This window comes from Nitrosomonas halophila (assembly GCF_900107165.1).
Taxonomy (GTDB): Bacteria; Pseudomonadota; Gammaproteobacteria; order Burkholderiales; family Nitrosomonadaceae; genus Nitrosomonas; species Nitrosomonas halophila.
The window spans coordinates 1-23,980 of sequence record NZ_FNOY01000006.1; the positions used below are offsets into that span (position 1 = coordinate 1).

Below are 23,980 nucleotides of genomic sequence, written 5' to 3' on the forward strand. Positions count from 1 at the left end.
TCGGGGATATTTTATGGCAGCAGGATGTGAAGCGAGCACACCAGGCAAATGCGCGCGATTCGAAGTATCGACGAACGGCCTGACTCGCTCTCCAAACACTAGAATAATAGCCTGATTGCAAGCAATCAGCGGTGACTGCTGGGCAAAATTCGGGGTTTCCAGGCAACATTTCCCAAAATCGGCAACGGATGTGTTATCGAATGCATCATTTTGCTGCATTGTAGTCAACGTGATTAAAAATTAGGCAGGCCAATGGTGGAAAATGGGGTTCTCGGGCAGACACTAAATACTCTCGTTATTTCAATGGCAAAATAGGATTTTTAGACTCGTGCTATTTAAGGTATAATTATGTTTATCTAGGTACGATATTTTAGTTTTATCAAATGCTTCATGTAACCCTTCAGCGATTACTGCAAGGCGTAGGTCCTAGTCGTGAAGCAATTTATTGGAAACACGGAATCTTTACATGGGATGATTTGGAGAAATTTTTAACTTCTCAAAAAGAATTATTCCCTAATGAGCCTAAACAATACCAAGAACATCTCTCCTGCATATCAAAAGCAAAATCCGCTTTTGAAGCCAAGGATGCTGCATATTTTGCAAGCCTCCTAGATCGCCGCGATTATTACCGTATCCCCCTTTCATTCCAAGAAAAGACTATTTTTCTTGATATCGAAACAACGGGATTGAGTCGATATTATGACGTTGTCACTCTGGTTGGATGGTATTACCAAGATAAATATAATGCTTTTATTAGGGGGGGTGACGAGTCACCATTGATATCAGCGTTATCTGATGCGCGAGTAGTTATAACTTTTAATGGATCTCTATTTGATCTTCCTTTTCTACGCGAAGCTTTTGTTAATATTCCAATTCCACCTGTACATATTGATCTTCGATTTTTAGCTAAAAGAGCACAGCTTTCGGGTGGGCAAAAAGTAATTGAAGAGAAGCTCGGTTTCAAGCGACCAGATAATTTAATTGATATAAAGGGAGAAAGCGCCCCAATTCTTTGGCATCAATATCGTAGAGGCAATTTAGATGCTCTTAAACTTCTAATAGAATACAATTACTACGACATTCTCGGCATGAAGTTTATTTTTGATGAGGCTGTCAAAATAATAAATAAAGACCGGGCAATACCTTTACATATTTATAAAAATCTTCCGCAGTTCTTTAATAAAAAAGAGCTGACCTCAATCAAAATGGGCCGGTTAAATTATTTTCTCAATGAGAAGAATTTACCTTCGTTCAAAGGAGCTACTGGTCCTGCGATTACACTCAAACACCTTCATATTACTCAGCCAAGCCTGCTAAAAATAGTGGGAATTGATTTAAGTGGCTCAGAAGAAAGGCCATCTGGATGGTGTTTACTGACCGGCACAGAAGCTATTACACGAACTATCGGGAGCGATAAAGAACTTATATCAGCAACCTTAGAAACCAGACCGCATCTAGTTTCAATTGATTCACCCCTATCCCTACCACGGGGCAGAATTTCCGTTTTTGATGATGATCCCGGTAGACACAAATTCGGTATCATGAGGGACTGCGAGCGCCTGCTAAAAAAGCGAGGAATCAATGTTTATCCCGCGCTAATTCCCAGTATGCAAAAACTTACCGCCAGAGGAATTAGATTGGCAGCATATTTCCGGAGTCAAGGTATTCCTGTGATCGAAAGCTATCCAGGTGCGGCACAGGATATTATGGGAATTCCCAGAAAGCGTGCAAGCTTGAGCATGTTATGTGAAGGACTTGGTGAATTTGGAGTTAGAGGACCCTTTTTACGCGAGCAACTTACACATGATGAAATAGATGCGATCACATCTTCAGTTGTCGGTGTTTTTTTCTGGAGCGGTAAGTTTGAAGCATTGGGATCAGAAGTTGAAGAAGCATTGATTATCCCGGACTTACAAGCAGACACCACTAACTGGAGCAACAGAAAAATAATTGGGATCAGTGGGCATATTGCAGCCGGCAAGACAACGCTTGCTCGCTACTTCGAAACTCAAGGCTATCATTATACGCGCTATAGCATGGTTTTAACTACGATGATGGGAAGTCTGGGCAAAGAAGTGACTCGTCCTAAACTTCAAGAATTTGGTAACCAGGTGAACCAAGGTCTTGGCCAGCGTGGGCTTTGCCGAAAGCTTCTAAAAACGCTACCTGAGAAAGGAAATATAGTAATTGATGGCCTGAGATTTCCTGATGATCATGCTTTCTGGGTAGAAGTATTTGGCCCTGCTTTTTCGCATATTCACATTGATGCTTCAATGGAACTTCGTAGACTGAGATTCGAAAATAGAGAATCGAGTCCGATGTCATTTGAAGAAGCAGAGGCTCATCCAGTAGAAAAACAAGTCGCTTCTTTGCATGCACTTGCACATCACGTACTTACCAATGAAAAGAGCTTCCAGAATCTATATTCAGATACAGATCATTTAATTTCACATTCTTTATTGAGGTCTCAATGCCAGTAACCGTTATTGTTGGTGGGCAGTTCGGTTCTGAGGGAAAAGGCAAGGTCGCGCATTTTTTAGCTAAAGAAATGCATGCATCTGTTGTGATAAGAGTTGGCGGCCCCAATTCTGGCCATACTGTCATTTCAGAAGAAGGGCCATTGATCTTTAGGCAACTTCCTACAGCGGCTATTTTGCCTGATGTCAAATGCGTACTTCCAGCAGGAAGTTATATTTTCCCATCCCGCTTACTAGAAGAAATACATACCGCCAACCTCTCTCCCGCACGGCTTCTCATCGATCCTAACGCCATCATTATTACTCCGGAAACCCTCCAAGATGAAAATCAATCCATGCTTGGATCCACTATAGGCTCTACACAAAGTGGTACGGGAGCAGCGGTTCTGGCAAGAATCAGTAGACTTGGACGTGCAAAGCTAGCACAGAATGAAGAGAGCCTGAAACCTTATATTCGTCCGGCAACTTCTTTTCTTCGTGAAAAGTTAGATAAAAAAGAACGAGTAATCATTGAGGGTACACAAGGCTTCGGGCTGTCTGTATTGCATGCGCGTGATTATCCATTTACGACAAGTCGAGATACTACTGCAGCAGGCTTTGTTGCAGAAGCAGGGTTAAGCCCATTAGACGTTGATGATATTGTTTTAGTGATTAGAGCTTTTCCGATTCGAGTAGCTGGAAACTCAGGCCCATTACCGAGAGAATTCACATGGCAGGAGTTAGCTGATGAGTCTGGCTCCAATGCACCGATAATCGAATATACCTCGGTAACAAAAACCGTTCGTCGTGTTGCACGATTTGATCCTGAAATTGTGCGCGATGCGATCATGTATAACAAGCCAACACGAATCGTCCTGAACCATCTTGATTATATAGATACTGCTCATTCAGATTCTATTGGCATCTCATCGAAATGCTCGGCTTTCTTACGCTATGTAGAAAGTGAGATTGGCTGCCGTATTACTTATACCGGGCTGGGACCAAACCATCTAATACCTCTTGAAAATCTTTTAAAGTTGGCATGAGCAGAGAATATTCGGCAGGCTACGAAATTGCTAAGAATGAGCAGGAAGCAGCTTGCCGTTTTGAGGAATTTTCATCTAAGGATCCATTACCCGAAGTTCCTCCTGCTCTTTTGAATTCTGGAGATATTCATGATTATGCTCGTATTACGAGCATGGTATACCCATTTGAAGAAAAAAAACTTAAATCAGCATCTTATGAGGTAGATTTTTTAGGGAAAGTTCATTATGTAAATGAGGAAAGTGAAGTAGAAGTTACTGAACTTGAAAAGCATAAGCCATTTACATTAAAAAAGAACTCCATTGCGTTTCTTTATATTCAAACAAAATTCTTTCTGCCAGATTATATTGCTATTCGCTTTAATTTAAAAATTACCCACGTACATAGAGGGTTATTATTAGGTACAGGACCATTAGTAGATCCTGGGTTCGTTGGTCGGTTACTAATTCCGCTGCATAATTTAACATCCAAAGATTATGCTATTAAGGGGGGAGATGGCCTGATCTGGGTTGAATTTACAAAACTATCACCACATAGAAATTGGAATACATCTGCTCGTGAAGATAGTGCCGCTTATAAATCCTTTCCTAGTAAAAAAAGAAATCTTCCTGTACAAGTGTATTTTAATAAAGCATCACCTCAAGATGGAAGACCGGCAAGTAGTTCAATACCTGGGGAAATAGCAGCTACTAAAAAACATGCAAAAGATGCTGAGCAACATGCAAAAGATGCTGCAAATCGAACCAAATGGATTTCTATTGCAACCATACTTGGGCTTATTACTTTGGTTTTTATGACGTGGGATTTAATTTCGGCTACCAATCAACATATTGCAACTGCACGTGACTTAGTAGAAAATTTGAGTGCGGAAAAAAATAATATAAATAACAAGATTGAATCTTTGGAGATCCAGATTAGATCTCTTACTGAATCGTTGGAGAAAAAAAACAAGGGTTTTCCAAAAAACGCACAAGAAAATTACCCAAATGATTCATCGCATTGAGCTATGCGGTGGCATAGCTTCTGGAAAAACAACCCTTGCCAATCTACTGACAAGATTAAGAATTAAGCCCGTCCTAGAAAACTTCCAATCCAATCCTTTCTGGCAAGCATTTTATGCTGATCCAATTGGCACCGCTTTTGAAACCGAGATAACCTTCTTACTTCAGCATTATCACCAAATAAAAACTGCACAGAAACTCGAAAACAAGACAGCTTGTGACTTTTCTCTGCTGCTCGATCAGGCATATGCGCGTGTCACACTTTCTCAAGATAAGCTACAAGCTTTCCTCGCCGTTTATCAAGAGGTAAATAAAGAATTGCCCCCTGCATCGTTACTTATATACCTCAGATGCAATCCTGAGATTGAGCTCGATAGAATTAGGCATAGAGGAAGGAGGGTTGAAAATTCAATTACTATTGAATACTTGCAGCAAATAAATATGCAACTAGAGCGGCTTATAGCTGACTATTCTGATGCATTGTTTGTAGTGGATAGCGGCCAGCTTGACTTTGCCAATAATGAGAATGTAAAAAAATACTTACTTGAACAAATTGAAATGAAGGTTTCCTCGACACTTCAATTTTAGGCAAAGACAAAGGGTATATACATTCCGCCATCCCGTCCAACCGGATTCTAGGATGATTTGTCTATGCTAATGCTCGACTGGGGCATTCTACTGATCGGCCTGCCATTGAGCGGCGCATTGCTCACTTTCATATTCCATGCCCAGTCCCGCTGGCTCGGAATAGGAACTGCACTCACCATCAATGGCTCACTGGCTGCCTTGCTGATGCAATTCTTTGCCTCAACCGGCACCCAGCGCTACCCAATCGGTAGCTGGGGCGCCCCCCTGGGCATCGAGCTTTATCTGGATGGCCTGAGTATCACCATGCTCAGCATGTGCTCGCTGGTAGGGCTGGCAGTCAGCTGCTATGCGCCCGCCTACTTCCATATGCAATCGGCCGACAACCGGGCATCCACTGCAACGGACTCCGTCCCATTCAACAAACGATCCGGTTCAGGGCCTGTCAGGCAGATAAACAAGGGTGAATACTTCTGGCCATTATGGCTGCTGCTCTGGACAGGCCTGAATGCACTCTTCCTGTCAGCGGATATCTTCAATCTATATGTCACGCTGGAATTGATAGGCCTCTCCGCGGTCGCCCTGACTGCTCTGGCTGGCAGCCAGGAAGCACTCACCAGCGCCATGCGTTATCTGCTCATCAGCCTGCTCGGATCTTTATGCTATTTGCTCGGTGTCGCGCTGCTCTATCATGCCTTTGCCACCGTCGACCTCACCCTGCTTGCCGAACGCATGACGGCCGTGCCAGCCACCTGGGCATCACTGGGGCTGATGGCAACAGGGTTGGCACTCAAGACGGCATTGTTTCCTCTGCATTTCTGGCTGCCCGCCGCGCATGGCAGTGCCGCCGCACCCGTCAGTGCATTGTTATCCGCCCTGGTAGTCAAAGCCTCTTTTTATCTCTTGCTGCGGCTATGGCTGACGCTATTCGAAGCATTCAATCCGGGCGTTCCGGATTTGCTGGGCCTGATGGGTGCAGCCGCAGTCATATGGGGCTCACTCCAGGCACTGCGCCAGGCCCGCCTGAAATTGCTGGTTGCCTATTCGACCGTCGCGCAGCTGGGCTATTTGTTTATTGCCTTCCCGCTTGCCGCAGGCCATGCTGGCGCTTGGTATGGTGCGCTCTATCTAGCCTTGTCGCACGCGCTGGCCAAGGGTGCCATGTTTCTGGCAGCAGGCAATATTCAGTTATTCGCTGGACATGATCAAATCACCGCACTCGAACGGGTTGCGCAGCAACTGCCGGTCAGTCTGATGGCCTTTGCGCTGGCGGGTGTCAGCATCATAGGGCTGCCACCCAGCGGTGGCTTCATCGGGAAATGGTTGTTGCTGGAGGCCGCCATCTCCCAAGGCCACTGGGGATGGGCGATCATCATCCTGGCGGGCGGCCTGCTGGCGGCGGGTTATATATTCAAGGTCATCGGTTACGCTTTCAACCAGGCAACCACACCCCATGCCGTGCAGCCAGTCCCCGCCGTAATGCAATGGAGCGCCCTGCTCCTCGCGATCGGCTCATTGCTGCTTGGATTGTTCGCTGCGCAGCCACTCGCTTTGTTGGCGGTTGGCAGTCCCTTTCACTCCATCAGCCTGCCATGAGCATGCAAAGCTGGCTACCATTGCTGATTCTGGCGGGCCCGCTGACGTTGGGTTTGATTATATTCATGTTGCCCGAGAACAGTGTGCGCACCCGGACAACACTCAATCTGCTGGCGGCATTGATCAAGCTGGGCATGGTTGGATGGATGATTTGGCATGTCTACCGCGGACAACACTTTGAATCCAGAATTGTGCTCATGTCCGATTTCGACCTTGCCATGCAAGTAGGGCCGCTTTCGGTATTGTTCCTGGGTTTGTCGTCGGTATTGTGGCTGGCAACCACCATCTACGCTGTCGGTTATCTGGAAGGATCGCCCCACCGCAGCCGCTTCTTTGGGTTCTTCAGCCTGTGCGTGGCCGCGACCGCAGGTGTGGCAATGGCCAGCAATCTATTCACTTTTCTCCTTTTTTATGAACTGCTGACACTGGCCACCTACCCACTCATCGTGCATCGCGGGACTGACATCGCGCGGCGTGCCGGGCAAACTTACCTGGTTTACACCATCGGCGGCGGTACGTTACTGCTGGCGGGAACCGTCTGGTTATATACCCTCACCGGCACACTCGAGTTTGCGCCACAAGGCGGATTCGTGCGGACTCTCGGGCAAGCCCATCATGCCGACCTGACTGCCATTTTCATGCTATTGATCGTGGGCTTGGGCGTCAAGGCTGCATTGGTGCCCCTACATAGCTGGCTGCCGCAGGCCATGGTCGCCCCGGCGCCTGTCAGCGCGCTGTTGCATGCGGTCGCAGTCGTCAAGGCGGGTGTATTTGGGATTGTACGCGTTCTGTATGATGTGTTTGACATTGAGTTCGCCGCACAGGAGCTAGGGGTCACCACCCCGCTCGCGATCATCGCCGCAGTGACCATTCTCTATGGCTCGCTGCGCGCCCTGTTCCAGGATGACCTGAAACGCCGCCTGGCCTTCTCAACCGTCAGCCAGGTATCCTACATTACGCTGGGTATCGCGCTGGCAGGCCCCTTGGCGGCAATCGGCGGCCTGGTCCACCTCGTCCATCAGGGATTGATGAAAATCACGCTATTTTTCTGCGCGGGCAATCTGGCCGAAACGCTTGGCATCCATAAAATCAGCGAGATGAAGGGCGTAGGTCAGCGCATGCCATTCACCATGGCGGCATTTACCCTGGCCGCACTGGGCATGATCGGCATGCCACCGATTGCCGGATTCATCAGCAAATGGTATCTCGGTCTGGGGGCCCTGCAAATGGAACAGAACTGGGTCATCTGGATACTAATCGCCAGCACCCTGCTGAATGCTGCCTATTTTTTACCGATAATCTATGCGGTATGGTTCTGCGATCCACCAGCCAGCTGGCCGGTCATGCGCAAACCCACCCATCAGGAAACTACCTGGGCATTGCTGCTCCCTCCAGTCGCGACAGCACTGTTGTCACTGACGGCCGGCATGCTGGCGGCGCTTTCGTTCAGTCCCCTGGAATGGGCGTTATTCATCATTCACAGTCAATTCTGGCGCTGATGAACATCCTGTTGCCGACACTCCTGATTGCTGCTGTTGCCTGGCCATTGTTGCTGGGCCTGATTTTGTCCTTGCCACGCCGGCCCGGTATTGTCTTGCGGCTTGCGCCCTGGGGTGCGCTCCCCGCACTGCTTGCAGTCATTTTTCCATCACCCGATCCGCTGATTGAAGTCCCCTGGCTTCTACTCGGCAGCCTGTGGGGGCTAGATCCGGTCAGCCGGCCATTCCTGCTGCTGGCGGGACTATTGTGGGGAATCTCTGGCTGGCATGCCAGCACAAGTATATCCGCATCACGGCAGGCACACTTTTTCTCTTGGTTCAATCTGGCACTGGCCGGCAATATCGGCCTGATCCTGGCACAGGACATGCTGAATTTTTATCTCTTTTTCACGCTAATGAGTCTGGCCTCCTATGGCCTAATCATTCATACGCGCACGGCCGAGGCCTGGCGCGCAGGCACCCGCTACATCATCTTGGTCATGCTCGGAGAGGCTGCCATCTTTGCCGCGTTGCTCTTGGCTGCAGCGGCGGCTGGAACGCTTTCGTTCGAGCATGCCCGCCCGGTGCTCGGGCATTCTGTCTGGCTGGATATGATATTGCTGACGGCCTGGCTGGGTTTCGGCATCAAGGCCGGTGTGCTTGGATTGCATGTGTGGCTGCCACTCGCACACCCGGTCGCACCTGCCCCGGCCAGCGCTGTACTCTCGGGGGTCATGATCAAAGCAGGCCTGCTTGGCTGGTTGCGGCTGCTGCCGCTGGGCGAAACCATGCTGCCAGCATGGGGCGCATTCTGGATCATCCTGGGGCTGACTGCCGCATTTTACGCAGTCGTGATTGGACTCACCCAACGCGACGCCAAAACCTTGCTGGCCTACTCCAGCATCAGCCAAATGGGCATTCTGACCGCGACCATCGGACTCGGTTTGCTGACACCGCACGCCTGGCCCGCCATACTCTCGGCGCTGCTGATTTATGTGCTGCATCACGGCCTGGCCAAGGGCGCATTGTTTCTGGGGGCCGGCATACTTCATCAAAGCGATACCCGCTCACAAAAATGGGTCTGGATGGGACTCTGGCTGCCTGCCCTGGCCCTGGCCGGTGCGCCCTTTACCAGCGGCATGCTGGCCAAAACGCTGCTCAAGCAGCAAACGTTGCAATTGCCCGAGTATTGGGCGATGCCATGGCAAGTGCTGCTACCCGCCAGCGCCATCGCCACCACCCTGCTGCTGGGGCGATTTCTGCTCATGACCGCACCCCACAATCCTGCCAGACCGCCCGGCAATCCCGCTCCAATCGGGTGGCAGTGGCCATGGTGCATCCTGCTTGCCAGTATCGCCGCCTTCCCGCTGGGCATGGGACGGATCTCACCCTTTCACTGGACGGGGCGCGCATTGCTGGACAGCCTATTACCGGTGTTGGCAGCCGCTCTGAGTGTGCTCTATATCAGCCGTTCCCAATCACGCCTGCAGCAGACCGCCAAGGTATTGAACACGCTCCACCTGCCACCTGGCGACATGCTGACAGTCTATGAACAGGCAGTCATGTACATACTGGCCGGCTGCCGGCGACTGGGCCGCGATGACTTGCCCCGCTGGCTGGATGCCAGCAGGCAAAAATTTCTAGCACTGCGCACAAGCCTGGACTGGCAAAAGATCGGCACAAAACTAGAAACTTGGCTTGCCTGGTGGCCACTGGCCCTGACAGGATTTATACTGCTCGGCTTGATCCTGGCCAATGCCAGCTTGCGCTAAGAGCTCGTTAATGAATAACTTGGGATGATACGCTCAAGTTATTCATTAACGAGCTCTAAAGCAGCTTGGGCAGACGTCGATATCATTCCAGATTACTTGTCATGGCACAGCACTGTCGTAAATTTCACTTATTCAACGCTCTTAACTACTCTCGAAGGAGAACTACATTGATGCAACGCAACATTAAAGGCTTCACCATCATTGAACTGATGATCGTAGTGGCGATCGTCGGCATTCTGGCAGCGGTGGCTGTTCCTGCTTATCAGGATTACACCATTCGCGCCCGTATTACTGAAGCAATCAGCATGGCATCGGCTGCCAAGACCACCGTCAGCGAGAATATCGCGGTCAATGGCGGCGAACCCCCTGCTGACGCCTGCTTGGGAGTTGCCACCATCACAGCCCCGACAACAAATATCAATTCAATGACCTGCGAATCTTCCTCGGGCAATATTACTGTCACAACCACCCCTGCAGCTGGGGGGGTCACATTGGTGTTTGCCCCGACCCAACCGGGCTCGGCAGGCAGCGCGATCGTTTGGACCTGCACACAAACCGCTGGCAGCAGCAATCATGTTCCGCCCAACTGCCGTGTCCCAGCCGAGGCAGGCGGCGCCGAGGAGAGCTGAAACCACGCATCCTTACTAGGAGACTGTCCGAGAATAGCGATCGTAGCGAGGGCGAAGCTGTCTGAGCGGGATTTTTCGATCATTTGAGGCGAATAGTGGTTCTATTCAACAAAAAGGATCGAAAAATCCAGCCTGGCAGGTTCGTCCGCAGTAGATCAGTCTCGGACAGCCTCCTAGGCACTGGCCGGACGATGGCGGACCCGCTTCGACCGGCTGACAGCAAACATCCATCCAACCTGTCGCTGTCGCTGTCGCCATCGACCTGCCGCTCCAGTGGATGCCCCACTTAAGCCGGATCACCTCAGGCGCGGCGCCATGCCGCGTCTGAGTGCCACTCTCATCCCATCCCTTCATTCAAAGGAGGCAGCATGCCGGCTGTATCATCTGATGCACGCGGCACGGACTTGGCGCATATCGGTAATGCCCTGCAAGACTTTTTCAATTCCGTCCTGTCTGAGCGTACGCATGCCTTCGCGCAGCGCGGTAACGAGCATTTCAGCCACGCGGGCGCGCTCCTGAATTTTTTTCTTCATGGCATCGGTGGCAGTGAGCAGTTCATGCAAGCCGGCCCGGCCAGCGTAGCCAGTACCGTTGCAATGGTCACAGCCTACCGGTTCATGCAGCATGATACGTGCATGGGCATCGCCATACTGTTCTGTCCAGCGCGCCAAGATTTGCTGGTAGGCGGTGCTGGGCTCCGCCTTAAACTGATCGATTTGTTTCAGATCCATGCAATATTCGGTCAGCAGCAGGCGGATTTCTTCCGGACTGGCCACATGCGGCCGCTTGCACCGGCACAAGCGTTTAACCAGGCGCTGCGCCAGAATGCCCAGCAATGCATCGGAAAAGTTGAATGGATCCATTCCCATATCCAGCAACCGAATGATGGATTCCGGCGCACTGTTGGTATGCAGAGTAGCAAACACCAGATGGCCGGTAAGCGATGCTTCGATGCCCATGCTGGTGGTTTCCCGGTCGCGCATTTCTCCCACCATGATGATATCCGGATCGGCCCGCAGAAAGGATTTCATCACCGTCGCGAAGGTCAAGCCGGCCTTGGGATTGATTTGCACCTGGCGCAAGCCTGATTGCGTGATTTCGACCGGATCCTCCGCTGTCCAAATCTTGGTGGCCGGTGTGTTCAGGTGCTTGAGGATGGAATGCAGGGTGGTGGTCTTGCCGGACCCGGTCGGACCACAAACGAAGAACAATCCGTAGGGTTTAGCGATCAGCGACTTGAGCACCTGCAGATTCGGCCCGGCAAACCCCATTCTCTCCAGCGGAATCGGCTCGCCCGCAGTCAGTATCCGCATGACCACATCTTCCACGCCGCCAGCCGAAGGAATGGTCGCCACCCGCAACTCGATATCAAGGATAGAAAATTTGCGAAAATTGATTTTGCCATCCTGCGGCTTGCGCTTTTCTGAAATATCCAGATCGCACATAATCTTGATGCGCGTGATCAGCGGGTTACGATAACGCGCCGGCAACTCGATATAAGGCATCAAGGAACCGTCTTTACGGAAGCGGATGCGGGTATTGCCTTTACCGGGCAATGGTTCGACATGAATATCGGAAACCCCCATCTTGTAGGCATCCATAATGATACGATTGACCAGTTTGACCAGCTCGTTATCCGCCGCTGCCAGGGCCTCATCGAGCTCATTGGTAGGCTCTTCCGTTTCCTCGACGAAACGCGACAGCATGCTATCAATGCTGTCCCCGCCCTCTTTCAGTCCATCCTCTCCATAAAACAAATCCAGGGTTGCCCGGAATTCACGCTGGGTACAGACTGTATAGATAATCTTGTGTTTGGGAAAAACCTGGTTGACGATACGCAATGCCTTGATGCGCTCGGGATCCAGTGTCAGTACCGTCAAGCCATCCATGCCGTCGTCTATCGGCAGCCAGCTGTTGCTCTCAACAAACTCACGCTTGAGATGCTTCAACAAAGCCAGCGGCCTGGCACGATCCGCCTGGTAAGGCTCGTATCTGACACCAAAGAAGGCGGCCAGCGCGGCACCGATCTGGGCGGGTTCGATCTGGAACATATCGAGTAAAATGTCTTCCAGGTTGTCCCCTGTGGCACGTGCTTTCCGTTTGGCCAATTCGAATTCCGAAGCGCCAATCGCCCCGGTGGCGATCAAATGATCGTAACGGGTACGCGTGAACAGCCGTGGCCGCCGTTGCCGTTGAAAAGCGTTCGCCAACGCCTGGCATATCCCGCTCACACTGTCTGCCATATCGTGCGCAAAAGGTTGATTCTCCTGATGATTGACAATTTGCACCATACCCAGCAGCTCATGGTGGCTGCGATTTAAAATGGGGACAACCAGCACCTGCCGGCAACGCAGGCCGAGGGACGCCTCAATTGGCTGCAACCAATGCGGCTGCACACCTTTAGCCTTGAGCGCAGCATGATCGGTTGCATCTTCGAGATTGATCATTCTTTTGTGCAGGCTGGCGTAGCCGATCAGACTATGTCCATTGATCGGCAACTGAAGCGCCGGGTTGGCTGTCTCCAGGCCACTGGTCACCCGCGAAAGCATGCCAGTCCCGTCCTCGCTGACCGCATAAATCATCAACTGCTCAGCTTGACACAATCGGCAAAGGTCTTGGCCGATCCCGCCCAGGATAACATCGATATTTCCAGTTGCTTCGATCTTCCCTATTATCGCCTGAAACTGCTGCACCAGGCCCGGCCAGTCGTGCTGAACCGGGCAACCCGCTACGCCCGGTTGTCCATTGATAGGCATGTCCACATCCCTCCATCCTAGAATTCGAATATATGACCACTCAGCAATCTGCGTGGATGACCCCGCGTGACACATGCAATGATTTCGCGCATGGTCACGTCCGCTTCATCCTGGCGCAAGTGAGTAATATATATTTCGGCATCATGCCGGAGCTTATTCAGCCCATCAGCCAGCATGGCTGGATAGAGATGTTTCGCATGCAAGGCGATGTCCCGTTTTGCATTGCTGAAAGCCGATTCGATGATCAGGTAGCGTAAATTATCAATTCGGTTGATTGCTTCCCATAATGGCTCATGCGCGCTGGTGTCACCGGTGAATACCAGGCTGGCCTGCCCGGAATCAAGCTGGTAACCGATCGAAGGCACGACATGATGAGTCGGCAACGGCGTGATCTTGCGTCCATCCAGCATGATGCTCTCACCCACCACAAGCGGCTGATAGCGCATATAAGGCTGCCGAGCATTGGGGATAATAGAAAAATCTGGCCAGATATGGCCATTGAACACATGCTGCTTCAGGCATTGCAAGGTGGCAGGCAAGGCATGTACGGTCAATGGCTTGACACGCTGACAGCCGGCCGTATCGACCAGAAAAGGGATAAACGCAATATGATCCAAATGTGAATGGGTTACAAACACATGGTCGATTTTCAACAACGCATTCAAGCCAAGCTGACCCACTCCAGTGCCGGCATCGATCAGAATATCCTCATCCAGCAGCAATGCGGTGGTATGCCCCCCCTCGCCGATGCCACCACTACAACCCAATATCCTCAGCTTCAAGATTACATCACCTCCCTCTCCGATTTGACAAGACTTGGAGGCTGTCCGAGAATAGACTGATCTACTGCGGACGAACCTGCCAGGCGGGACTTTCCGATCCTTTTCGTTGAATAGAACAACTATTCGTCTCAAAAGATCGGAAAATCCCGCTCAGCCAGCTTCGTCCTCGCTACGATCGCTATTCTCGGACAGCCTCCTAGCCGATGGCTGAGCCGTTGCCAGGGATGAAGGCGGACTACATCAGCTTTTCACAAGACCGATGCGCGTTATTTGAGCAGCAGTACCGGGGTGGTTGCAAGCTGTATCAATTTGCTGGCAACCGAGCCAAGCAATAATCCCTTGATGGCACCCAACCCGCGCGGACCGATGACAATCTGATCACATGCTATTTCGGCAGCAAATTGCACGATCATGGTCACGGGTTCCCCCACAACGATATGATGTTGGTAGGCGACATCCGCTTGGTCCAACAACGCGCGCGCCTGCCCCAGGTCCTTCAGCCCTTCTTCCTGGTAATAATTGCCGATTTCTTCCTTGTTGATGAACATGGCAATATCACCATGTAGTGGCACCCGTACATTCAGCAGATGTATCTCTGGTTTTTCCTTGTACCAGTCGAGCCGTTCCATAAATTGTTCCACAGCCCGGCCAGAAGCTTCAGATCCATCCACCGGCAGCAACATTTTTAACATGCAGCGCTCCTCATTCACGTGTATTTCATCACAGACAAAACTCGCGGGCATACACCGGAAAACCATCCCGGACAAGAACAAGCCCATGCCGGCCGATGAGAGCCGCCAATGACCCGGGCCGCCAGCAATCCTGTACCCGGACAATATGATTTTCCCGTCACGACCAGGTTGTCCGATCTTCAGTCTCTGTTCACAAGATCGACCGGTGCCCGCAGCTTTTTATGGATTCTGGCCGTCAACCATTTTCCTGTCGCCACCACCAGCAATGCACCACAGGCCGGCACCAGCCAGTGTAAATATGCGGCCTGGGTTTCTACCCAGTCTTGGGTGACGGTATCGGTTGTCAGCATGCCGCCCGCAATCCAGCCAAGCAACCCAGCGCCGATGATAACAATGACAGGAAAGCGCTCCATCCATTTCATGATCACTTTGCTTCCCCAGACTATGATCGGCACGCTGAAAACCAGGCCAAATGTCACCAAGGCGAGGCTATCCCTGGCCGCACCGGCAATCCCTATGACATTGTCCAGACTCATGACCGTATCGGCAATGATGATGGTTCTGATGGCGCCAAACAGCGTCGGGCTGTCGCGCACGATGGGGCCATCGCTCGCCGGCTCGGGCAACAACAGCTTGACCCCGATCCATAACAGCAGCAAGGCACCGATAATCTTCAGAAACGGAAGCGCAAGCAAGTGGAGTGCAAAAAACACCAGCATGATACGCATGCCAATCGCACCCACCATTCCCCAGAATATGCCCCGGTTACGCTGCGTCTCCGGCAAACGCCGGCATGCCAGTGCGATCACGACCGCATTGTCCGCCCCCAGGACAATGTCGATGGCAATAATCTGAAAAACCGCCACCCAAAACAGGGAATCAGTCATCTCCATATCTTTCCATTATTCATCGGTAATAAATGCGTAAATCTCATCCTGTCGCCGCAACGTATCCCGGTACCCCATATCAATCAACGCCTGACAGTAAGACGCCTCGAACAACACATAACTCAGCAGGGCCGAGCCATTCGGTTTCATCGCCCCAACGGCCCTGAACAGATAGCGCATGGTGCGCGGCAAACTGTCGGCATGCGCTTGCACATAGTCATCGATTTTTTCACTGGGAGAAATGATCATGGAATGGATTGGGCGCAGCGACGGCGTTTTCTCTTTTTCGCTATTCGGAATCAAGGCCAGTGTCTGATTGATGCGCTGCAAACGCTCCAGATCGACATCGAGGCTATCGACAAAAATACTGTTCAACACATGTCCCGCTATCTGTGCCATGGGTGGATAGCTGGTCACTTTAACGCGTTCGCAATCGATATCCTTTTTTTCATTCACGCCGATTACCAACACCCGTTCCGCGCCGAGGTGCAGCGCCGGACTGAGTGGTGCAAGTTGCCGCATGGAACCGTCACCAAAATATTCACGATTGACCCGGACTGCCGGAAAAATGAAGGGAATCGAGGCTGACGCGATCAGATGCTGGATCCCGATCCGCACCGGCACACCGATCCGCTGCGCGCGCCTCCAGGGTGTAATGTTCAAATCACCTTGATAAAACGTAACCGACTGGCCCGAAGCATATCCCCAGGCGGTTATACCCAGCGCATGCAGCGCACCCGCGTGGATGCTTCTGCGTATCCCCCTGAATGGAAGATGACGGCCCAGCAAGCGCTTGAGCGGCACATTATTCAATAGCGAAACAGGCCTGCCGGCCATTCTGCTGGAGATAACCGACCCCAGGCAACGCAACGTATTCTGCAACACACCAGCCAGATCAGAACGATAAACCTGCTCGGTACGCAGGTTCCCCCAGACCGTTTCAAGCTGTTTCACACCCAGAGAAAAATGCGTTGCGGCCATGGCAATTCCCGCTGCATTGATCGCACCCGCCGAGGTGCCGCAAATAATGGGAAAAGGACTGCGCGCATGGGGCGGCAGCATTTCGGCTATGGCTCTGAGCGCTCCCACCTGGTAGGCGGCTCGCGCGCCACCACCGGTCAATACGAGACCCAGTTTGGGACGTGACAAGGGATTTTTAGTTGTTTCACTCACGGACGACAGGTATTCTCCAGATTGTTTTCAGCTTGCCACGCGGCATTCGTGGACAGATTGTCCAAACGGAAAGATGGGGCATGACATGCTTCGCTAATGCCCTCCCAGTCTTTCAGTTATTGCAAGGGTTACATCAGGATCGGCGCATGGAGGTATGACAAAACTCACCTTCACCTGCCCATTTATTCACTATACTGAATCGCAAGTCCACTGCATAGGAAGCCGATTCAGAAAATAGAATGATCCAGTGCAGAAATATTTCTATTCTGGCTAATAGGCTATTTATGGCGCGATAGTGAAGCATCCATCTTCGCAAAGCTTTGCTTGGTTCTCATGCCTCTCTCGCTATTCTCGCACATCTTTCGCAAGATGCCCCTGGCGAGCTGCCGCAACAGCGTATAATGCGAGGCTGCAGCAAATGCTATTCGGATAATCGAGCATGAATCATGCGAAAGGCTGGCTTTGGTATTTTGCCAACCAAAGTTTGTCAGTCCATGGATTATGAGGAAATTTTTTCACCAGGGTTAAAATATTCATGACCTTCAGGCTCACATTTACAGTTAACCGGGTCAAAACTCACTCACATGCTTGTCCGGCACTGAATGGCATTGTCCGCATGCTCTGAAGATGGCGATTGGTCATCTCGATAAGGCACAATATTCTGCCGTACCCATGCGGCTGCTCGATGACTGCCATTTGGCCTCTGAACCAGTAAAACAGACACGATTGACCTACATACAGGTGCATGTTTGATCCGGTCGCGATGACAAGCAGCGGTTAACTGAGTCGATACAACCAAATAACCTTGTAAAAACATTATGACGCATACTGGGCTTTTCCCTCACATCGAACCCTTTGAACAAGGCATGCTGCCACTCGACAGTATCCACACCATGTACTGGGAGCAATCAGGCAAACCCGATGGCGTGCCTATCCTGTTTCTTCATGGCGGGCCCGGGGCCGGATCCACCCCCGCTCATCGCCAATTCTTCGACCCTGGCCATTACCGGATCATCATCTATGACCAGCGTGGCGCCGGTCGCTCTACGCCACTGGGTGAAACACGTGACAATACGACACCTCTGCTCATCGAAGACATCGAAATACTGCGCCAACATCTCGGAATAGACAAATGGCTGGTATTCGGCGGCTCCTGGGGAAGCACGCTGGCGCTGGCCTATGGAGAAACCCATCCAGATCGCTGCCTGGGATTTATTTTGAGAGGAATTTTTCTTTGTCGGACAAGCGAAATCAACTGGTTTCTGTATGGGCTGCGCAATTTCTTTCCCGAAGCCTGGCGTGAGTTTGTCACACCGCTTTCACCCATCGAGTGTTGCGACATTCTTTCGACCTACTATCGCTTGCTGATGCACCCCGATCCGGCGATTCACATGCCTGCCGCCCGGTCATGGGGCCGCTACGAAGGACGTTGCTCCACCTTGCTGCCCAGTCCAGAAACAGTCGACTATTTCGCCAGCGATTCCGTTGCGCTCGGTCTGGCCAGAATGGAAGCACATTATTTCATTCACAACATTTTTCTGCCCGAAAACAGCCTGCTCGAAAACGTGGAAAAGCTGCATCATCTGCCTGCCGTAATCGTGCAAGGCCGTTACGACGCTGTCTGTCCGATTACCAGCGCGGAAGATCTCCACCGGGCATGGCCACAAGCAGACTATGTCATCGTTAACGATGCTGGCCATTCTGCGTGGGAACCCGGCATTCAGACCGAGCTGATCAAGGCAACCGAGGCCTTCAAGTCGAAATTGTAAAGCCAGTGCGGCATCAGTTCAGGCCGAGCTTGGAGAGATCGATCTGGTCAGCCATGTAGTGTATGTCGACAGGCGCCTGATGCGGTAAAACGCCTAGCAAGGGGCAGTCCAGGCGTTCAATCAGCGCACGGAGATTCTCTTCCGGCTGCAGCATAGCCGGATCGATCCGATTGGCCACCCAACCGGCCAGGGTCAAGCCAGCGGCATGAATGGCACGGCAAGTCAGCAAGGCATGGTTGAGGCAACCCAGCCTCATCCCGACGACCAATATGATCGGCAGTCCCAGCGCCCTGGCCAGATCACTGATGTCGTGGCGGCTGCCCAACGGCACCAGGAAACCGCCGGCACCTTCGACAATTGTGACATCCACCTGGGAGCGAAGGTTGGCATGCGACCGCTGAATCACATCCAAGTCGATGGCCTGACCCGCCTGCTGCGCAGCAATATGTGGCGCAATCGGTTCCGTGAAGGCGTATGGATTGATCAAGGCGCGCGGGGCATCATAATTGCTGGCCGCAATCAGTAATTCCACATCTTGCCATCGTCCGTTCTCACAACCCGCCGCTACCGGCTTCATGCCGACCACGGAATGACCTCTTGCCGCCAGGGCGTGCAGCAACGCGCAGCTGACGACCGTCTTGCCAACACCGGTATCGGTGCCCGTTACAAACCATCCAGCCGTCGTCACTGGCTAGTCCAATCCGAGCTTGCGCCGGGTTTCCGGCTTGAGGCTGACGGTGCGTGGTTCCGGTTTCCAGGCGTGGCCATACACGACCTCATAGGTTGCCGGCAACTTGCCATCCTGGCGCAACGCTTCGTAGCGATCGATTACCTGCTGCCAGACCCCTTTGCCAGTCAGGCCGCGGCGCCGGCCATGCGTCACGTTTTGCGCCCCGATCGCCTTGAGATCCCGCATCACACCCCTGACATCATCATAGGTCAGCGTGATGTATTCCATATCCATGACCGGCAGTGAAAAACCACAATGCACCAGCAGATCGCCAATGTCATGCATATCCGTAAAACGATTGACATGACTGAAGCGATCCACGGGTTTGAAGGCCTGGCGCAACTCCTTCAACGTATCGGGCCCAAATGTGCTGAACATCAGCAATCCACCCGCTTTCAGCACACGATGCGCTTCCGAGAATGTCTGTTTGAGATCATTGCACCATTGAATGGCCAGATTAGACCAGATCATCCCGATGCTGGCCTCGTGCAGCGGCAACTGCTCGATATCCGCGCAAATATAGCCCGTGCTGCGACGGTGGACAAATAGCAGCCATCGCTGCCAGCCAGGCAACATGTCAGCCCCAGATGCGCGCGCCTGCAGATGCATTGAGTGCGCGATATCGATCGCCATCATCGCGGCTGCGGGATAGCGCGCAGCCAATAGACGTGTGCCATAACCCGGTCCGCTGCCGGCATCGAGTATCGTATCGGGCATGTATTTTATATATTCCAAACGCGACAGCATGCGATCGCAGATCTCACGCTGCAGCACAGCCGACTGCTCATAGCTGGCGGCCGCCTGCTCAAATGCCCGCCGCAGCAGGCGCTTGTCAAGGGTATGATCGTAGAGCATCGAAACAATCCGTGAACAATCCGGGGAAAGAAAGAAATGGGGCATGTCCGCAGTGCGGAATAGCCTTTAACTGCGCCTGGCGAAATTGCTGCTGCATCCAGTTGGCGGCAGCGATCGGTGTAATCACATCATTCTCTCCATGAATCAACAAGACCGGCTGCATAATCTCCTTCAATTCGGCTCTCAAATCATTCGTCAACAAAATCTGCAGACCTGCCCGGAGGGCATTCGGTTCGGGTTGGGCGCGTTGCAACAGGCTGCTGCGTAATTGCGCCAGGACCTTGCTCTGATCGACACCCCCTCTCACCTGCAACGTCAGAAAACGGCTCAGGGTTTGTTGATAGTCGCGCGCGAGGTTCTCCATGAAGTACTGCAGTGTCAATGGCTCCATTCCCCATGGCCAGTCGACCCGTTTCACGAAACAGGGGGTGGTGGCAACCAGCACAAGCCGATGCACGCGTTCCGGCGCCCGCAACGCGAGCTTGATCGCAATCTGCCCGCCAAGCGACCAGCCACACACGATGCAGCGTTCGGGCAGCTGGGCAGCGATTCGTGACACCACGCCATCGAGTGTGTCAAGCCGACAATCGCGGCTTAACCCATGGCCTGGCAAATCAATCCGGTGCAAACGAAAGCGTGACTGCAGTCTTGCGGCGACACTGTCCCAGATACCACTGTGCATGGCCCAGCCATGCAGCATGACCAGATCGGGGCCATCACCCGCCGTTTCAATATGCATCCCATTCATGAAATATCCGCCAAGTCATGCAAGGCCCTGACCAGCTGATCGACATCGGTTTCCGAATGGGCGGTAGACAATGTTATCCGCAGCCGCGCCTGACCCAGCGGGACAGTCGGCGGACGAATCGCCGGCACCCAGATGCCCTGTTCGCGCAAAGCCATGCTCAGCCGCACGGCTTCCTGACTTTCTCCTACCAGTAGCGGCTGAATCGGTGTCTCCGAGGCCATCAGTGGCCACGGCAGGGCTTGCAATCCGTGCTGCAACCGTTCGATCAGGCGCTCTAACTGCGCCCGCCTCCAGGTCTGCTGCGCGATCAGCTGCAAGCTCGTCAGCAGCGCATGCGCCAGCAATGGAGGGGTTGCCGTGGTATAGCCATAGCTGCGCCCATGCTGCACGAGCGTTTCGATGACCGCTGATTGCCCGGCCACAAAGGCTCCCGATACACCGGCGGCCTTCCCGAGCGTCGCCATATAAATGAGCTGGGGATACTGCTGGCCATGCACATTGGAAAGAAACAGGCTGCCTCTGCCCTGGTCGCCCAGCACACCGAATCCATGCGCGTCATCCAGCAGCAACCAGGCATCGAAACGCTGACATAATGCCAGCAAATCCGCGATGGGCGCTCTATCACCGTCCATGCTGAATACCGCGTCAGTCATGACCAAACGCCTGCGTGCCGGGAATTTCGCCAACTGGCGCGCAAGCGCATCCAGATCAAGATGCGGATAACGCACAAATTGCGCGCGGGAAAGCAGGGCTGCGTCATTGAGTGATGCGTGGTTGAGCCGGTCAGCAAAGACTATATCGCCGCGCCCGATCAGGGCCGTAACCGCCGCCAGATTGGCCATGTAGCCGGTTGAAAACAACAGTGCGCGCGGAAACCCGCTAAATTGCGCCAACCCCGTCTCCAGCTCGTGATGCGCGCGGGAATGGCCGCTGATCAGATGCGATGCACCTGCGCCCACGCCATAACGCCGCGCCCCTTCCGAAACAGCAGCAATCAGCGCGGGATGATTAGCCAGCCCTAGATAGTCGTTGCTACAAAATGCGAGATAATTTTTACCGTCAATCGTCACATGTGGTGACTGCGGCCCTTCCAGCACTGGACGAGAACGATAGAGTCCGTCCTGCTGCCGCGTGCGCAGCGCCGCATACAAATCTGTCAGCATAGTGCCTACAAGGCATGCAAACCCAGTTTCTCAAACAAGGCCCTGTCGTTGTCAGCTTCGGGATTGCCCGTAGTCAGCAATTTCTCACCGTAGAATATGGAGTTAGCCCCGGCCAGGAAGCATAACGCCTGCACCGCCTCCGGCATCTCCTGCCGGCCGGCGGAGAGCCTGACCATCGCTTTCGGCATGGTGATCCGCGCGGCCGCGATGGTCCTGATGAATTCAAAAGGATCGAGCTTGGGCGTTCCATACAACGGCGTCCCCTCGACCTGGACCAGATAGTTGATCGGCACCGATTCCGGATAGGGATCGAGATTGGCCAGCTGCGCGATCAGGCCCGCCCGGGCTGCACGCGACTCTCCCATGCCAACGATACCGCCACAACAGACATTGATATCGGCGTCACGCACTTCTCGCAGCGTCTCAAGGCGATCCTGATAATGGCGCGTCGTGATGATTTCGTCATAGAATTCGGGCGCTGTATCAAGATTGTGATTATAGTAATCCAGTCCGGCCTGTTTGAGCTGGGCAGCCTGGCCGGGTTTCAATATCCCCAGGGTGGCGCAGGTTTCCATACCCAACGCTTTGACTGCGGCGATCATCTCGGCCATGCGCTCGATGTCGCGTTGCTTGGGCCCCCGCCAAGCAGCACCCATACAAAAGCGGGTCGCCCCGCTTTGTTTGGCGCGGCTGGCCGCTGCCACGACTTCCTCCTGGGACAGCATCGCCTGATTTTGCACCCCGGTATGGTAGCGCGCCGCCTGTGGACAATAGGCACAATCCTCGGGGCAGCCGCCGGTCTTGACAGACAGCAAAGTGGACAATTGCACGGCATTCGCCTCATGATGCTGGCGATGGACTGTTTGCGCCTGATAGAGCAGATCTGCAAAGGGCAGATCCAATAATGCCTGGATGCGCGCAATAGGCCAACGGAACGACTGATCCGATTGACCCGAATGTTCTGATTGCGGCACCGATTGCTTGCCAGAAATTAAACCAGTTCCAGATTCCATGTTCGTTGACGGCGAAAGCCTTGCTCCAAGTTATAATAAGTTCCGCCGAATCATCAGGGATAGCGTCAGAGTTGTCAAATTTTCTTTCTCAAATACTGAACAAACGATTAAACCTTGGGCAGTGCTTTCAGCATGGACAATGTCTGTTATGCCTTGCGGCCTGTGATCAGGCCCTATGCGATGCCTGTATCCGCAGCCTGCCCTGGCTGCCTCGCGAGCATTGCCCGGCCTGCCTGCTGCCTATGACTCCTGCGCGCCTCTGCGGCACCTGCCTGGCCAAACCGCCGGTCTGGACAGATGCAAAAGCCGCTTTACAATACGCCTTCCCGGTTGATGCCATGATCCAGGGCTTGAAATACCAGACCGATCTGACGCTTGCGCCAATCTTGGCCGATTTGCTGCTTGCCGAGGTTGCGTCCGCGATCCGGCCTGATTGCGTCGTTCCGGTGCCCATTCATCCAGCCAGATTGCGGCAAAGAGGTTTTAACCAGGCACTCGAAATCGGGCGCCACTTATGCCAGAAGACAGGCGACAAGTTGCTGCCGGCTGCCTGCACACGCACCCGCGAAACGCCCTCCCAGACGGCACTCTCCTGGAAAAAGCGGCGCAAGAATGTCCGGCACACCTTTGCCTGTGCGCTCGACTTCTCCGGACAACATGTCGCGATTCTGGATGACGTCATGACAAGCGGGGCAACGCTGGCTGAAATGGCCAGCGTTATTCAGCACCAAGGCGCGGCCCGCATCAGTATCTGGGTCGTGGCACGCGTGCTGCCCCGCCCCTTTGCCAATGCAGCACAATGCATGATCGGCGATCAACACCCGGCCTGATCACCTGACGCGCAGAATGAC

General features: G+C 52.8%; 21 protein-coding genes. 10 read left to right on the plus strand and 11 right to left on the minus strand.

The annotated features are described in order from the left end of the window. Window positions 1-219 (minus strand): hypothetical protein (locus BLV85_RS15410; protein ID WP_218132760.1); only part of this gene is annotated, 219 nt, incomplete at its 3' end. Between the two features lie 164 nt (window positions 220-383). Here BLV85_RS15410 and BLV85_RS02385 point away from each other — a divergent pair. The 8 genes from BLV85_RS02385 (at window position 384) to BLV85_RS15775 (ending at window position 10,561) form a co-directional block, all read left to right on the plus strand. Continuing rightward, entirely contained in the window at window positions 384-2,480 is a 2,097-nt protein-coding gene (locus BLV85_RS02385) for a ribonuclease H-like domain-containing protein (protein WP_090411754.1), read from the plus strand. Next, window positions 2,471-3,502 carry an adenylosuccinate synthetase gene (locus tag BLV85_RS02390; protein ID WP_090411756.1) on the plus strand — a complete coding sequence of 344 codons (1,032 nt, stop codon included), beginning with the start codon at window positions 2,471-2,473 and terminating at the stop codon, window positions 3,500-3,502. Before BLV85_RS02385 ends, BLV85_RS02390 begins: the two co-directional genes overlap by 10 nt. Further along, the gene (locus tag BLV85_RS02395; protein ID WP_090411758.1) at window positions 3,499-4,503 is read left to right on the plus strand and encodes a dCTP deaminase/dUTPase family protein; all 1,005 of its coding nucleotides are present in this window, start codon (window positions 3,499-3,501) and stop codon (window positions 4,501-4,503) included. Before BLV85_RS02390 ends, BLV85_RS02395 begins: the two co-directional genes overlap by 4 nt. Continuing rightward, window positions 4,487-5,089, plus strand: a complete 603-nt coding sequence (locus BLV85_RS02400; protein ID WP_090411760.1) for a deoxynucleoside kinase — start codon at window positions 4,487-4,489, stop codon at window positions 5,087-5,089. The genes BLV85_RS02395 and BLV85_RS02400 overlap by 17 nt, the downstream gene beginning before the upstream one ends. A 63-nt stretch (window positions 5,090-5,152) precedes the next feature. After that, the gene (locus BLV85_RS02405) at window positions 5,153-6,682 is read left to right on the plus strand and encodes a complex I subunit 5 family protein (RefSeq protein WP_090411762.1); all 1,530 of its coding nucleotides are present in this window, start codon (window positions 5,153-5,155) and stop codon (window positions 6,680-6,682) included. Further along, window positions 6,679-8,181, plus strand: a complete 1,503-nt coding sequence (locus tag BLV85_RS02410; RefSeq protein ID WP_090411764.1) for a complex I subunit 5 family protein — start codon at window positions 6,679-6,681, stop codon at window positions 8,179-8,181. Before BLV85_RS02405 ends, BLV85_RS02410 begins: the two co-directional genes overlap by 4 nt. Then, window positions 8,181-9,932, plus strand: coding sequence for a complex I subunit 5 family protein (locus BLV85_RS15585; protein WP_281245706.1), 1,752 nt, complete (start codon window positions 8,181-8,183; stop codon window positions 9,930-9,932). Before BLV85_RS02410 ends, BLV85_RS15585 begins: the two co-directional genes overlap by 1 nt. A gap of 170 nt (window positions 9,933-10,102) precedes the next feature. Then, complete coding sequence (locus BLV85_RS15775; RefSeq protein WP_090411768.1) at window positions 10,103-10,561, plus strand: pilin; 459 nt, start codon at window positions 10,103-10,105, stop codon at window positions 10,559-10,561. A gap of 380 nt (window positions 10,562-10,941) precedes the next feature. On the opposite strand, the gene BLV85_RS02425 is transcribed toward BLV85_RS15775, so the two are convergent. The 5 genes from BLV85_RS02425 to BLV85_RS02445 form a co-directional block, all read right to left on the minus strand. Continuing rightward, window positions 10,942-13,317, minus strand: a complete 2,376-nt coding sequence (locus BLV85_RS02425) for a GspE/PulE family protein (RefSeq protein ID WP_090411770.1) — start codon at window positions 13,315-13,317, stop codon at window positions 10,942-10,944. Between the two features lie 17 nt (window positions 13,318-13,334). Continuing rightward, a complete protein-coding gene (locus BLV85_RS02430) occupies window positions 13,335-14,099 on the minus strand; it encodes a 3',5'-cyclic-nucleotide phosphodiesterase (RefSeq protein ID WP_090411772.1) in 765 nt (254 codons plus the stop codon). A 266-nt stretch (window positions 14,100-14,365) separates the two neighbouring features. Then, window positions 14,366-14,791, minus strand: a complete 426-nt coding sequence (locus BLV85_RS02435; RefSeq protein ID WP_090411774.1) for a universal stress protein — start codon at window positions 14,789-14,791, stop codon at window positions 14,366-14,368. A gap of 179 nt (window positions 14,792-14,970) precedes the next feature. Beyond that, window positions 14,971-15,684: a TerC family protein gene (locus tag BLV85_RS02440; RefSeq protein WP_090411776.1), complete on the minus strand. Its 714-nt coding sequence runs from the start codon at window positions 15,682-15,684 to the stop codon at window positions 14,971-14,973. Window positions 15,685-15,693: 9 nt separating this feature from the next. Continuing rightward, on the minus strand, window positions 15,694-16,851 hold the full coding sequence (locus tag BLV85_RS02445) for a patatin-like phospholipase family protein (protein ID WP_090411778.1): 1,158 nt from the start codon (window positions 16,849-16,851) through the stop codon (window positions 15,694-15,696). An 818-nt stretch (window positions 16,852-17,669) separates the two neighbouring features. Here BLV85_RS02445 and pip point away from each other — a divergent pair. Then, entirely contained in the window at window positions 17,670-18,620 is a 951-nt protein-coding gene (gene pip / locus BLV85_RS02450; RefSeq protein ID WP_176973899.1) for a prolyl aminopeptidase, read from the plus strand. A 13-nt stretch (window positions 18,621-18,633) separates the two neighbouring features. Here the strand turns inward: pip and bioD are convergent, their stop codons facing one another. Genes bioD through bioB form a run of 5 tightly spaced genes read right to left on the minus strand, consistent with a single transcriptional unit; the run spans window position 18,634 to window position 23,129 of the window. Beyond that, complete coding sequence (gene bioD / locus BLV85_RS02455) at window positions 18,634-19,308, minus strand: dethiobiotin synthase (RefSeq protein ID WP_090411781.1); 675 nt, start codon at window positions 19,306-19,308, stop codon at window positions 18,634-18,636. A gap of 3 nt (window positions 19,309-19,311) precedes the next feature. Further along, window positions 19,312-20,205, minus strand: a complete 894-nt coding sequence (gene bioC / locus BLV85_RS02460) for a malonyl-ACP O-methyltransferase BioC (protein ID WP_090411783.1) — start codon at window positions 20,203-20,205, stop codon at window positions 19,312-19,314. Then, entirely contained in the window at window positions 20,183-20,953 is a 771-nt protein-coding gene (gene bioH / locus BLV85_RS02465) for a pimeloyl-ACP methyl ester esterase BioH (protein ID WP_090411785.1), read from the minus strand. The genes bioC and bioH overlap by 23 nt, the downstream gene beginning before the upstream one ends. Next, the gene (gene bioF / locus BLV85_RS02470) at window positions 20,950-22,116 is read right to left on the minus strand and encodes an 8-amino-7-oxononanoate synthase (RefSeq protein ID WP_090411787.1); all 1,167 of its coding nucleotides are present in this window, start codon (window positions 22,114-22,116) and stop codon (window positions 20,950-20,952) included. The genes bioH and bioF overlap by 4 nt, the downstream gene beginning before the upstream one ends. Before the next feature lie 5 nt (window positions 22,117-22,121). Further along, entirely contained in the window at window positions 22,122-23,129 is a 1,008-nt protein-coding gene (gene bioB / locus BLV85_RS02475; RefSeq protein ID WP_090411789.1) for a biotin synthase BioB, read from the minus strand. A gap of 242 nt (window positions 23,130-23,371) precedes the next feature. Between bioB and BLV85_RS02480 the strand changes: the two genes are divergently transcribed. Next, window positions 23,372-23,959, plus strand: a complete 588-nt coding sequence (locus tag BLV85_RS02480) for a ComF family protein (RefSeq protein WP_245725048.1) — start codon at window positions 23,372-23,374, stop codon at window positions 23,957-23,959. Window positions 23,960-23,980: the final 21 nt, after the last annotated feature.

Bases quoted from the DNA above. Each gene is read 5' to 3' on its own strand.
- bioB (WP_090411789.1), bottom strand. From the start codon at position 23,129: ATGGAATCTGGAACTGGTTTAATTTCTGGCAAGCAATCGGTGCCGCAA.
- bioF (WP_090411787.1), bottom strand. From the start codon at position 22,116: ATGCTGACAGATTTGTATGCGGCGCTGCGCACGCGGCAGCAGGACGGA.
- bioC (WP_090411783.1), bottom strand. From the start codon at position 20,205: ATGCTCTACGATCATACCCTTGACAAGCGCCTGCTGCGGCGGGCATTT.
- BLV85_RS02405 (WP_090411762.1), top strand. From the start codon at position 5,153: ATGCTAATGCTCGACTGGGGCATTCTACTGATCGGCCTGCCATTGAGC.
- BLV85_RS02400 (WP_090411760.1), top strand. From the start codon at position 4,487: ATGATTCATCGCATTGAGCTATGCGGTGGCATAGCTTCTGGAAAAACA.
- BLV85_RS15775 (WP_090411768.1), top strand. From the start codon at position 10,103: ATGCAACGCAACATTAAAGGCTTCACCATCATTGAACTGATGATCGTA.
- bioH (WP_090411785.1), bottom strand. From the start codon at position 20,953: ATGAATGGGATGCATATTGAAACGGCGGGTGATGGCCCCGATCTGGTC.
- BLV85_RS02385 (WP_090411754.1), top strand. From the start codon at position 384: ATGCTTCATGTAACCCTTCAGCGATTACTGCAAGGCGTAGGTCCTAGT.
- BLV85_RS15585 (WP_281245706.1), top strand. From the start codon at position 8,181: ATGAACATCCTGTTGCCGACACTCCTGATTGCTGCTGTTGCCTGGCCA.
- BLV85_RS02390 (WP_090411756.1), top strand. From the start codon at position 2,471: ATGCCAGTAACCGTTATTGTTGGTGGGCAGTTCGGTTCTGAGGGAAAA.
- BLV85_RS02395 (WP_090411758.1), top strand. From the start codon at position 3,499: ATGAGCAGAGAATATTCGGCAGGCTACGAAATTGCTAAGAATGAGCAG.
- pip (WP_176973899.1), top strand. From the start codon at position 17,670: ATGACGCATACTGGGCTTTTCCCTCACATCGAACCCTTTGAACAAGGC.
- BLV85_RS02410 (WP_090411764.1), top strand. From the start codon at position 6,679: ATGAGCATGCAAAGCTGGCTACCATTGCTGATTCTGGCGGGCCCGCTG.
- BLV85_RS02440 (WP_090411776.1), bottom strand. From the start codon at position 15,684: ATGGAGATGACTGATTCCCTGTTTTGGGTGGCGGTTTTTCAGATTATT.
- BLV85_RS02480 (WP_245725048.1), top strand. From the start codon at position 23,372: ATGACTCCTGCGCGCCTCTGCGGCACCTGCCTGGCCAAACCGCCGGTC.
- BLV85_RS02425 (WP_090411770.1), bottom strand. From the start codon at position 13,317: ATGCCTATCAATGGACAACCGGGCGTAGCGGGTTGCCCGGTTCAGCAC.
- BLV85_RS02435 (WP_090411774.1), bottom strand. From the start codon at position 14,791: ATGTTAAAAATGTTGCTGCCGGTGGATGGATCTGAAGCTTCTGGCCGG.